11 protein-coding genes are annotated in these 11,701 nt (G+C 71.6%); 1 reads left to right on the forward strand and 10 read right to left on the reverse strand.

The window, feature by feature from the left end; translation table 11 throughout:
- Window positions 1–208: 208 nt before the first annotated feature.
- The 8 genes from der to ald all read right to left on the reverse strand — a co-directional run bounded on the left by der (window position 209) and on the right by ald (window position 8,690).
- A complete protein-coding gene (gene der / locus FB453_RS32910) occupies window positions 209–1,615 on the reverse strand; it encodes a ribosome biogenesis GTPase Der (RefSeq protein WP_145796550.1) in 1,407 nt (468 codons plus the stop codon).
- Window positions 1,612–2,292, reverse strand: a complete 681-nt coding sequence (gene cmk / locus FB453_RS32915; protein WP_145796552.1) for a (d)CMP kinase — start codon at window positions 2,290–2,292, stop codon at window positions 1,612–1,614. Before cmk ends, der begins: the two co-directional genes overlap by 4 nt.
- A gap of 198 nt (window positions 2,293–2,490) precedes the next feature.
- Window positions 2,491–3,261, reverse strand: a complete 771-nt coding sequence (locus FB453_RS32920; protein ID WP_112584277.1) for a pseudouridine synthase — start codon at window positions 3,259–3,261, stop codon at window positions 2,491–2,493.
- A complete protein-coding gene (scpB, locus tag FB453_RS32925) occupies window positions 3,248–4,366 on the reverse strand; it encodes an SMC-Scp complex subunit ScpB (protein ID WP_145796554.1) in 1,119 nt (372 codons plus the stop codon). Before scpB ends, FB453_RS32920 begins: the two co-directional genes overlap by 14 nt.
- Window positions 4,359–5,426 carry a segregation and condensation protein A gene (locus tag FB453_RS32930; protein ID WP_486480578.1) on the reverse strand — a complete coding sequence of 356 codons (1,068 nt, stop codon included), beginning with the start codon at window positions 5,424–5,426 and terminating at the stop codon, window positions 4,359–4,361. The genes scpB and FB453_RS32930 overlap by 8 nt, the downstream gene beginning before the upstream one ends.
- Window positions 5,427–5,467: 41 nt before the next feature.
- Window positions 5,468–6,391 (reverse strand): ParA family protein, encoded by a 924-nt coding sequence (locus tag FB453_RS32935; protein ID WP_030487987.1) that lies wholly within the window; start codon window positions 6,389–6,391, stop codon window positions 5,468–5,470.
- Between the two features lie 179 nt (window positions 6,392–6,570).
- The gene (locus tag FB453_RS32940; protein ID WP_091407245.1) at window positions 6,571–7,536 is read right to left on the reverse strand and encodes a site-specific tyrosine recombinase XerD; all 966 of its coding nucleotides are present in this window, start codon (window positions 7,534–7,536) and stop codon (window positions 6,571–6,573) included.
- 38 nt (window positions 7,537–7,574) lie between these two features.
- Window positions 7,575–8,690 carry an alanine dehydrogenase gene (ald, locus tag FB453_RS32945; RefSeq protein WP_112584275.1) on the reverse strand — a complete coding sequence of 372 codons (1,116 nt, stop codon included), beginning with the start codon at window positions 8,688–8,690 and terminating at the stop codon, window positions 7,575–7,577.
- Between the two features lie 292 nt (window positions 8,691–8,982).
- Between ald and FB453_RS32950 the strand changes: the two genes are divergently transcribed.
- Window positions 8,983–9,258 (forward strand): TM2 domain-containing protein, encoded by a 276-nt coding sequence (locus FB453_RS32950; RefSeq protein ID WP_181539390.1) that lies wholly within the window; start codon window positions 8,983–8,985, stop codon window positions 9,256–9,258.
- An 83-nt stretch (window positions 9,259–9,341) separates the two neighbouring features.
- On the opposite strand, the gene FB453_RS32955 is transcribed toward FB453_RS32950, so the two are convergent.
- Together FB453_RS32955 and pyrG are read right to left on the reverse strand one after the other, a co-directional pair.
- Entirely contained in the window at window positions 9,342–9,947 is a 606-nt protein-coding gene (locus FB453_RS32955; protein WP_112584273.1) for an NUDIX domain-containing protein, read from the reverse strand.
- Complete coding sequence (gene pyrG, locus FB453_RS32960) at window positions 9,944–11,695, reverse strand: CTP synthase (protein WP_091407255.1); 1,752 nt, start codon at window positions 11,693–11,695, stop codon at window positions 9,944–9,946. Before pyrG ends, FB453_RS32955 begins: the two co-directional genes overlap by 4 nt.
- Window positions 11,696–11,701 lie beyond the last annotated feature (6 nt).

The following is an 11,701-nucleotide window of genomic DNA, read 5'->3' on the forward strand; positions in this document are numbered from 1 at the left end:
GCGTGGGTTTCCCCCGCGGCAGCCGGTACAGCTTAGCGCAGCAGCTCCGAGTCGTCCGCACAGACCCCACCGGCGTCGCGACGCAACCGAACCACCCCACACGGAGCCACCGCACAACCCGTAAAGCGTCCTAGGAGGGTGGCGTCGGATAGGGAAATGCCGGATGGGCACAGGTGCCCATCCGGCATTTCGGCAGAACTGGACCGCGTCAGCCGTGCGCCTTGCCTCGGCCGCCGGGGCCGAGCTTCTTGCGCGGGCGGACCGAGATCTCGATCGGGCTGCCCTCGTACCCGAATTCCTCGCGGAGCTTGCGCTCGACGAAGCGCTGGTAGCCGGCGTCGAGCGGGCCGGTGGTGAAGAGCACGAACCGTGGCGGTGCCACACCGGCCTGCGTCGCGAACAGGATCCGCGGCGCGCGCCCACCACGCACCGGGTGCGGGGTCGCCTGCACCAGCGCGGTCAGCCACTGGTTGAGGTGCGCGGTCGGCACACGGGTTTCCCAGCTGGCCAGCGCCTTGTTCAGGGCCGGGGCCAGCTTGTCCACGGCACGGCCGGTCATCGCCGACAGGTTCAGCCGGATCGCCCAGGGGATGCGGCGCAGCTCCCGGTCGATCTCCTTGTCCAGGTAGTACCGGCGGTCGGCGTCGACCATGTCCCACTTGTTGAACGCGATGACCAACGCCCGACCCGACTCGGTCACCATCGACAGGATCCGCTGGTCCTGCTCGCTGATCGGTTCGCTGGAGTCCAGCAGCACCACGGCCACCTCGGCGGCCTCGATCGCGCCGGCGGTACGCAGGCTCGCGTAGTACTCGGTGCCGCTGGCCTTGCCGACCCGCTTGCGCAGCCCGGCCGTGTCGACCAGCTGCCAGGTCTGACCACCGATCTCGACCAGGCTGTCCACCGGGTCCACAGTGGTGCCCGCCACCGAGTCGACGACCGCCCGCTCCTCGCCGGAGAACCGGTTGAGCAGGCTGGACTTGCCGACGTTCGGCCGGCCGACCAGCGCCACCCGGCGCGGTCCGCGCGGGCGGTTCTCCACGATCGCCGGTGCCTCCGGCAGCGCGGCGAGGATGGCGTCCAGCAGGTCGCCGGAGCCGCGTCCGTGCAGCGCGGACACCGGGAACGGCTCACCGAGGCCGAGTGACCACAGCGAGGTGGCCTCCATCTCGATGGAGTTGTTGTCGGCCTTGTTGGCCACCAGGATCACCGGCTTGGCGCTGCGCCGCAGCATCTTCACCGCGGCCTCGTCCACGTCGGTGGAGCCCACCATCGCGTCGACCACGAAGAGCACCACGTCGGCGGTGACGACCGCCGTCTCGGCCTGCGCCGCGATGGCCGCGGCCCGGTCCTTCGCGTCCGGTTCCCAACCGCCGGTGTCCACCACTGTGAACGCCCGGCCGTTCCACTGCGCGTCGTACGGGACCCGGTCGCGGGTCACGCCAGGGACGTCCTCGACGACCGCCTGCCGGCGGCCGATGATCCGGTTGACCAGCGTCGACTTGCCCACGTTGGGGCGGCCGACCACGGCCACCACCGGCTGCGGGCCGGTCGGTTCCTCGACGGCGACGTCGGGCTCACGCAGCTCGACCCAGCCACCACCATCGCTACTCATGCCACACCTCGCTCGGTGAGCAGGTCGCGCATCCGCGCCACGACCTCGTCGATGCCCAGCTCGGTGGTGTCCAGCACCACCGCGTCGGGCGCCTGGGCCAGCGGGTTGACCTTGCGGGTCGAGTCGAGACGGTCCCGCCGGGCCAGATCCGCGGCCGTGGCCGCCACGTCGGCGGCGTCCTCGGCGCTGCGCCGGGCGGCACGGGCCGCCTCGGAAGCGGTCAGGAAGACCTTCAGGTCGGCGTCCGGCGCCACGACCGAGCCGATGTCGCGACCCTCGACCACCATCCGACCAGCGTTGGCGATCATCTCGCGCTGCCGGGCGACGAGCAGCTCACGGACAGCCGGCACGGCGGCGACGGCGGAAACCGCGCCGGTCACCTCGGCGCCCCGGATGTCGGCGTCCACGCCTACCCCGTCGATGGTCACGGCGTACCCCTGCGGGTGGGTGCCGATGCGCAGGTTGACCTCGCCGGCGACCTTGGCCACCGACGCGGTGTCGGTGAGATCCACGCCGGAGCGCAGCACGGCCCACGTGATCGCCCGGTACATCGCCCCGGTGTCCAGGTAGCGCGCACCGATGCTCGCGGCGAGCCGCCGCGACACGGTGGACTTACCCGAACCGGACGGCCCGTCCACAGCGACCACACATCGCCCGGTCCGTACGTTTTCCTCCACCGTGTCCTCCTCAGCCCGTACCTCACGGATCGCCCGGTGATCTGGCGCCGCAAGCGGTTGTCAATCGTCATCAATCATGCCCGGGTGCGTTAACGAACCCGCGCGCGACGCCGCCGGAGGCGACCCACGCCACCACCCGGGCGACCGCGTCCCGGCCATCGGTGGAGCCTACCGGCTGCCGTACCCCGAACTCGGGGGTCAGTCACCCACCACGTTGAACAGGGCGGCGACCTCGGCGTTGGTCAACCGCCGGATACGCCCGGTCCGCAGGTCACCGAGGCGGATCGGCCCGATCGAGGTACGCACCAGCCGGGTGACCGGGTGACCGACCTCATCCATCAGCCGCCGGACGATGTGCTTGCGGCCCTCGTGCAGGCTCAGCTCCACCTGGGCGGATTTGCCGAGAGTGTCCACCACCTTGAACGAGTCGACCTTGACTGGCCCGTCCTCCAGCTCGACACCGGCCAGCAGCCGCTTGCTCAGGTTGCGCGGGATCGGCCCGACCACCTCGGCGAGGTAGGTCTTCAGCACCTGGTACGAGGGGTGCATGAGCTTGTGCGCGAGGGTGCCGTCGTTGGTGAGCAGCAGCAGGCCCTCGCTGTCCGCGTCGAGCCGCCCGACGTGGTAGACCCGCTGCTCCAGCCGGGCGCCGATGAAGTCGGCCAGCTCGTTGCGTCCCTTTTCGTCCGCCATGGTGGTAACCACCCCACGCGGCTTGTTCATCGCCACGTAGACCAGGCGAATGTCGACCTGGAGGCGCTCCCCGTCCACGTGGATCACGGAGGTGGCCGGGTCGACCTTGTCGCCGAGCTTGGCGACCCGCCCGTCCACCGTGACCCGGCGGCGGAAGATCAGGTCTTCGCAGGCACGCCGGGAACCCACGCCGGCGGCGGCGAGCACCTTCTGCAGGCGCTCAGCCCCCTCGTAGACGGGCGCGTCGGGTTTCGGGGAACGGTTATCGGGTCGCATCAGCAAGCTCTTCTACGTCGTCGGGCAGGAAGGGTGCGAGGGGCGGCAGCTCGTCGACGGTGTTCAGCCCGAGCTTCTCCAGGAACAACGTGGTGGTCCGGTAGAGGAACGCCCCGCTGTCCGTTTCGGTGCCGCACTCCTCGATGAGGCCGCGGGTGACCAGCGTACGGATGACCCCGTCGCAGTTCACACCCCGGATGGCTGAGATTCGTGAACGGGTCACCGGCTGCTTGTAGGCGACCACGGCGAGCGTCTCCAGCGCCGCCTGGGTCAGCCGCACGGACTGCCCGTCCAACACGAACCGCTCAACGTACGTAGCGTATTCCGGGCGGGTGTACAGCCGCCACCCGCCGGCCGCCCGGCGCAGCTCGAACCCGTGCCCGGCCGCCGTGTAACCGGCGGCGATCTGGTCGAGCATCGGCCCGACCCGTTCGGCGGGCTGCTCCAGCACCTGGGCCAGCACCAGCTCGCTGACCGGCTCGTCGACGACCAGCAGGATCGCTTCCAACGCGCCGCGCAGCTCGGCGTCGGACAGCTCGGGCGCGGGCTCCGGGGCGACCGTCGCCCGCCGCCGCCCTGCCAGCTGCCGCCGGGGTACGTCCCCAGCGCCACCCGACTCCCCCGCCGTGGCCTGCGTCACCGCACCGAGGTCCGGTCCCGCCGAGCCCACCTCGTCCGCAGCCGCCTCAACGGGATCTGGCTCACCCGGGCCCGCCTCGTCCGAGGCCACCTCAAGGGGATCGGGCCCACCCCCGACAGGGCCTGCCCAACCCGAAGCCTCAACAGGGCCCGATCCACCCGGGCCCACGTCGACCGGGCTCGGCCCATCCGGGTCAACCTGCGCGGAGCCCGACGCGGCCACGTCCGACTCGGCGGAATCGGCGGCGGCGTCGGGTTCCGGTCGGCGTGCCGGCGCTTCGGGCGACGCCTCGTCCAACGCGGCCCGATCGGTGGTCGGCTCGGCCAGCTCTTCGGTGTCCGGTGGTGCGGCGGAGTCGTCCGGCGGGGTGGGGGTGTCGGCGGCGGGCGGGCGGGGGCGGTCCCACGGGGGAACCCAGGCGGCGGCCTGGTCGGCCAGCGAGTCCCGACGTTGCTCGTCACTCATCCCGCGCACCCTCCGTCGTTCCCGTCCCGTCCGGCCCGCCGGCCTCAGCCGTCGGCACAGGGACAGCCCCCGCCGGCTCAGGCCCCGCCAGCTCAGGCCCAGACCCCGCAGGTTCTGCCCCCGCCGGCTCAAGCTCAGACCCCACCGGCTCAAGCTCAGTCCCCGCCAGCTCAGGCACAGACCCAGCCAGTTCAAGCTCCGGCGACTCCGGCTCGGCCGGGGTGCCGGCGTACTCGTCGACGTGCAGCTCAGTGTCGCCGTCGGTCGGGCCGGTCCAGCGCACTGTCAGCTCCTCCAGGGCCTGCTCCTGCACAAACGACACCAGGCCCTCCCGGTACAGCTCCAGCAGCGCGAGGAACCGGGCCACCACCTCCAGGGTGACCTCGCAGTCCGCGCAGAGCAGCGAGAACGTGGCAGTGCCGGCCCGGCGCAGCCGGGCCGCGAGGATCGCCGCGTGCTCGCGGACACTGACCCGGACCATGTGCACGTGGGCGATGGAGACCTCCGGCACCGGCTTCGGGGTCATCGCCTTCACGGCCAGCTTCAGCAGCCGCTGGGGGCCGATGCCGAGCACCAGGTCGGGCAGCGCCTCGGCGTAGCGGGGCTCCAGGCTGACGGCCCGCGGATAGCGTCGGCCGCCGACGGCCTCCAGCTCGGCGATGTGCGCCGCCGCCTCCTTGTACGCCTTGTACTGCAACAGCCGGGCAAAGAGCAGGTCCCGGGCCTCCAACAGGGCGAGGTCGGCTTCGTCCTCCACCTCAGCGGCGGGCAGCAGCCGGGCCGCCTTCAGATCGAGCAGGGTCGCGGCGATCAGCAGGAACTCGCTGGCCTCGTCCAGGTCCCAGTTGTCGCCCATCGCCCTGATGTAGGCGATGAACTCGTCGGTGACCGTGTGCAGGGCCACCTCGGTGACGTCGAGTTTGTGCTTGCCGATCAGTTGCAGCAGCAGGTCGAACGGGCCGGTGAAGTTGGCCAGCCGAACCGTGAACCCGGCGGGCTGCACACCGTCGACCACGGCCGCAGCAGCGGTCTCGGGCGGGTCGAGGGGTGGCGCGGTCACCGGACGACCGTAGTCCACGAGGCGGGCACCGGGCGTTCCGGCTACCGCTCCGACTGGGCGGCGATCACCTCGCGGGCCAGCTGACGGTAGTTACGTGCCCCGGAGGAGGCCGGGTCCATCGTCGTGATGGGGGCACCGGCCACGGTGGACTCCGGGAACTTCACCGTCTTGGTGATGACCGTCTGGTAGACCTTGTCGCCGAACGCCTCCACCACCCGCTGCAGGACCTGGCGGCAGTGCGTGGTGCGGCTGTCGTACATGGTGGCGAGGATGCCTTCGAGCTCCAGGTCGAAGTTGAGTCGCTCGCGCACCTTGTCGATCGTGTCCAGCAGCAGTGCCACACCGCGCAGGCTGAAGAACTCGCACTCCAACGGGATGAGCACGCCGTGCGCGACGGTCAACGCGTTGATCGCCAGCAGGCCGAGTGACGGCTGGCAGTCGATCAGGATGTAGTCGTACTCCTTGCGGACCGTGCGCAGGACCCGGGCCAGGGCCATCTCCCGGGCGACCTCGTTGACGAGCTGGATCTCGGCGGCGGAGAGGTCGATGTTGGCCGGCAGCAGGTGCAGGCCCGCCACGTCGGTCTTGATGACGACGTCCTCGGCGATGATGTCGTCCTGCATGAGCAGGTTGTAGATGGACAGGTCGAGGTTGTGCGGGTTGACGCCCAGGCCCACCGAGAGGGCGCCCTGGGGGTCGAAGTCGACGAGCAGCACCTTGCGGCCGTACTCGGCGAGGGCGGCGCCCAGGTTGATGGTGGTCGTGGTCTTGCCGACGCCACCCTTCTGGTTGGCCATCGCGATGATGCGCGCGGGGCCGTGCCGGTCGGTGGGCATCGGCTCGGGAATGGGCTTGCGCATCGTGTAGGCAGCCGGGTCCGCAGGACCCAGGTCCGCGCCGAGCGTCGCCTGCTGCTCGCGGAGCTCCGACGTCCAGGTCTCGGCACGGTCACCGTTGCCAGCCATGTGCTCGTTGCCCCCTCCCGACGACCCACCCGGCGTCGGAGCCGTCCGACGTCCTTCGCGGCGCCGCTGCGCACCCCGGTCGTGTCGCTCCAGGAGGTCCGCGCCGATGCCGACTGTACGCCACCGACCAGCAGGGGGTTCGGCACCGGCCCGGCGTGTCGGCGTCGACAGCGACCGGTTCAGCCCTGGGCGCGCGGGTGGGCGGTGGCGTACACCTCGCGCAGCCGCTCCACGGTGACCAACGTGTAGACCTGGGTGGTGGTCACCGAGGCGTGGCCGAGCAGCTCCTGGACCACCCGGACGTCGGCGCCGCCGTCGAGCAGATGGGTGGCGTAGGAGTGGCGCAGGGTGTGCGGGGAGACCGCGGCCGGCCCGTCGACGGGCAGCCCGGCCCGGTCGGCGGCGCGGCGCAGGATGCCCCAGGCGCCCTGGCGGGACAGCGCGCCGCCGCGGGCGTTGAGGAACACCGCCGGGGTGCCCCGGCCGGCGGCGGCCAGCCCGGGGCGGGCCCGGACCAGGTAGGCGCGGACGGCGTCGACGGCGTACCCGCCGATGGGCACCAGCCGCACCCGGCCGCCCTTGCCGCGCAGCAGCACCGTGCCGTCGTCGGTGTCGAGGTCGTCCACGGCGGCGCCGACCGCTTCGGAGATGCGCGCCCCGGTGCCGTACAGGAACTCCAGCAGCGCCCTGTCGCGCAGCGCGAGGGGCGCGTCGTCGCCAGTCGCGGTGATCGGGCCGGCGGTCTCCAGCAGCCGGACCACGTCGTCGACAGGTAGCGCCCGGGGCAGCCGGCGGGGCGGCGTGGGCGGGCGGACGTCGCGGCTCGGGTCGGCGCCGGCCAGGCCCTCGCGCAGCGCGAAGCGGTGCAGGCCGCGTACCGCGCTGGCGGCGCGGGCGGCGGAGGAGACGGCGAGGGGCGGGTGCGCGTCGTCGCCGGCGCGCAGCCGCGCCAGGTGCGACTCGACGAGGCCGGCGCCGACCGACGCGAGGTCGGTGACGCCGGCATCGGCCAGGGTGGCGAGATAGCGGTCCAGATCCCGACGGTACGAGGCGAGCGTGTTCGCGGAGAGGCCACGTTCGACGGTCAGGTGGTCGAGGTAACCGCGAACGGCACGGCGCAGCGCCGGCGTGGGTGGTGTGCCCACGCCGGCGGAGTCCGTGCCGCCGGTCAGCCCGCCACCGTTCAGGCCAGGGCGTCGGCCAGCGGGAGCACGTCCATGCCGTGCGCCTCGGCGACCGGGCCGTAGGTGACCTGACCGGCGTGGGTGTTGAGGCCCAGCGCCAGCGCCGGGTCGTTGCGCAGCGCCTCGCGCCAGCCCTGGTTGGCCAGCTCCAGGGCGTACGGCAGGGTGACGTTGGTCAGGGCGTAGGTGCTGGTGTTCGGCACCGCGCCGGGCATGTTCGCGACGCAGTAGAAGATCGACTCGTGCACCTTGTAGACCGGGTCGGCGTGTGTGGTGGGGCGCGAGTCCTCGAAGCAGCCGCCCTGGTCGATGGCGATGTCGACCAGCACGCTGCCCGGCTTCATCCGGGAGACCAGCTCGTTGGAGATCAGCGTCGGGGCCTTCGCGCCGGGCACCAGCACCGCGCCGATGACCAGGTCGGCGTCGAGCACGGCGCGCTCGACCTCGTAGGCGTTGGAGGCGACGGTCTGCAGGTGGCCCCGGTAGATGGCGTCGGCCTGCCGCAGCCGGGCGACGTTCTTGTCCAGCAGCAGCACCTCGGACTGCAGACCCAGGGCGATCGCTGCGGCGTTCATGCCGGAGACGCCGGCGCCGATGACCACGGTCTTGGCCGCGTACACGCCGGAGACACCGCCGGGCAGCACACCGCGCCCACCACCGGTACGCATCATGTAGAAGGCGCCCACCTGCGGGGCGAGCCGGCCGGCCACCTCGGACATCGGGGCGAGCAGCGGCAGCGACCGGTCGGGCAGCTCGACGGTCTCGTACGCGATGCCGGTGACCCGGCGGTCGATCAGCGCGTCGGTGCACTCCTTGGAGGCGGCCAGGTGCAGGTAGGTGAAGAGCACCTGCCCCTCGCGCATCCGGTGGTACTCCTCGGCGATCGGCTCCTTGACCTTGAGCACCAGCTCGGCGGTCTCCCACACCTCGTCGGCGGTGGCGAGGATCTTCGCGCCGGCGGCGGCGAATTCCTCGTCGGTGATGCTGGAGCCAACCCCGGCGCCGGACTCGACGAAGACCTGGTGGCCGCTGCGGGTGAACTCGTTGACACCCGCTGGCGTGATCGCCACGCGGTACTCGTGGTTCTTGACCTCGCGTGGGATTCCGACCTTCACGATGCAGACACCTCTCTTCGGGGCTGCTCTCCCCCGACTGCTCGGTGCCACGACGGCCCCTTTGCCATCGCGGTACACCGGTCCTGCGGCGGCAGTCTAGGCGCGCCCGGTGCCGCCGCGAGCCAGCACAGTGACACCCGGTGCCCGGGTGTCCTGACGAAGTGTCAGGGCACCGCCGGGATTCGGCGGTCGACCGTCACCTCAGCCAACAGGACAGTGTTTCACTATTATCGTCCCATCTGCCGGGCGCCGGTGCGGACAGCCGGCGAGTGGATCACTAATGTGTCCGCCCATGACCACTCCTCCTTACCAGCCCGGGTACCCCCAGCCGGGGTATCCCCAGGGCGTCTCCGACAAGAGCAAGATCGTCGCGGGCATCCTCGGCATCCTGCTCGGCACCTTCGGTGCCGGTCGGTTCTACACCGGACACACCAAGATCGCCGTTCTCCAGCTCGTCGTGAGCCTGGTGACCTGCGGCGTCGGCGCTCTCTGGGGCGTCGTCGACGGCATCCTCATCCTGGTCAACGGCGGCACGGACGCGCAGGGCCGTCCGTTGCGCGACTCCTAGACCAACCAGTGAAAGGGGCCCCGCGGCTGACCGCGGGGCCCCTTTGGCGCGTACTCCCCACCGGGCTGGACCGGCGGCGACGCTCAGCGCGGCAGCGGCGCGTCCGCCCGGCGCAGCTGCGTGAAGCCGGTGTCCCGGGCGCGGGCCGCGGCCAGCAGCCCGGCCACCGCGGACGCGTTGGTGATCTCACCGGCCAGGACCATGGCGACCGCCTCGTCCAGGTCGATCCGGACGACCTGGAGGTCGGCCTCCTCGTCGTGGCGCTCGTGCCGCTCGTCGGCTGGCACGTCGCCGAGGTCGCGGGCCAGGAAGACCCGGACGATCTCGTTGGTGAACCCCGGCGAGCTGTGCAGGTCGACAAGCACGTCGACCCGCCCGGCGGTGAGGTCGGCTTCCTCGGCCAGCTCCCGCAGCGCGGCCGCCGGCAACTCCTCGCCGGAGACGTCCATCAGACCGGCGGGCAGCTCCCACAGGTGCCGACCGACCGGGTGCCGGTACTGCCGGATCAGCACCACCTGGCCGGCGTCGTCGAGCGCCACCACGGCCACCGCACCGACGTGCCGGACGAGGTCCCGCAGCCCGGTCCCACCGCCCGGCATGGTCACCTCCTCGGTGACCACGTCGAAGATCCGCCCCCGGTACCGCTCCTCCCGGGAACGCACCTCGTAGCGATGCTCCAGCTCGCTCACGAGGCCGACGACGCCTTCGTCGCGGCGCCGTTGCGGGCGGCCTTGCGCGTCGTCGGGGCCTCCGCCGCCGCGTCCAGGTCGACCGGCAGCTGGTCGGCCTGCGAGTACGCCACCGCGGCCTTGACGAACGAGGCGAACAGCGGGTGCGGACGGGTCGGGCGGCTCTTCAACTCGGGGTGCGCCTGGGTGGCCACGAAGAACGGGTGCAGGCTCCGGTCCAGTTCGATGAACTCGACCAGCCGGCCGTCCGGCGAGGTGCCGGAGATGTGCAGGCCCGCCTTCGTCAGCGCGTCCCGGTAGGCGTTGTTCACCTCGTACCGGTGCCGGTGCCGCTCGCTGATCTCGGTGCTGCCGTACGCCTCGGCGACGATCGAGCCCTCGGTCAACGTCGCCGGGTACGCGCCCAGCCGCATGGTGCCGCCCAGGTCGCCCCGACCGGCGACGATGTCCTCCTGGTCGGCCATCGTGGCGATGACCGGGTGGGCCGCCTGCTCGTCGAACTCCAACGAGTTGGCGCCGTCCAGGTCGGCCAGGTGCCGGGCCACCTCGATGGTCATGCACTGCAGGCCGAGGCAGAGGCCGAGCAGCGGGATGCCGGCCTCGCGGGCGTACCGGGCGGTGCCGATCTTGCCCTCGATGCCGCGTACGCCGAAGCCGCCGGGAATGAGGATGCCGTCCACGCCGGCCAACGCCGCGGCGGCGCCGGCCGGGGTGACGCACTCGTCGCTGGGCACCCAGCGCAGCTGCACCCGGGCCCGGTGGCCGAAGCCCGCCGCCCGGATCGCCTCACTCACCGACAGGTACGCGTCGGGCAGGTCGACGTACTTGCCGACCACAGCGACGGTGACGGTGTGCCGGGGGCGGTGCACCCGCTCCAGCAGGTCGTCCCAGCTGGCCCAGTCCACGTCCCGGAAGGAGAGGCCGAGCCGGCGCACCACGTACGCGTCGAGCCCCTCCCGGTGCAGCACCTTCGGGATGTCGTAGATGCTCGGGGCGTCCGGGGCGGCGACGACCGCCTCGGCGTCCACGTCGCAGTAGAGCGACAGCTTCTCCTTGAGCTTCACCGGGATCTCCCGGTCGCAGCGCAGCACGATCGCGTCCGGCTGGATACCGATGTTGCGCAGCTGCGCCACCGAGTGCTGGGTCGGCTTGGTCTTCAGCTCACCCGAGGGCGCCAGGTACGGCACCAGCGACACGTGCAGGTAGAAGCAGTTGTCGCGGCCCAGGTCGTGGCGAACCTGACGGATCGCCTCCAGGAACGGCAGCGACTCGATGTCGCCGACCGTGCCACCGACCTCGGTGATCACCACGTCGGGGACCTGGCCGTCCTCGTCCGGGTCGGCCATCGCCAGGATCCGCGACTTGATCTCGTTGGTGATGTGCGGGATGACCTGGACGGTGTCGCCCAGGTACTCGCCGCGCCGTTCCTTGGCGATCACGTCGGAGTAGATCTGCCCGGTGGTGACGTTCGCCTTGCCGGACAGCGCCCGGTCGAGGAACCGCTCGTAGTGCCCGACGTCGAGGTCGGTCTCGGCGCCGTCCTCGGTGACGAAGACCTCACCGTGCTGGAACGGGTTCATCGTCCCCGGGTCGACGTTCAGGTAGGGGTCGAGCTTCTGCATCACCACGCGCAGCCCGCGCGCGGTCAGCAGGTTGCCGAGGCTGGAGGCGGTGAGGCCCTTACCCAGCGAGGAGGCGACGCCCCCGGTGACGAAAATGTGCCTGGTCGTCCGTGCTGATGGGGCCAAGGCCTG

The sequence above is a fragment of the Micromonospora sp. CNZ322 genome (genome assembly GCF_007827755.1).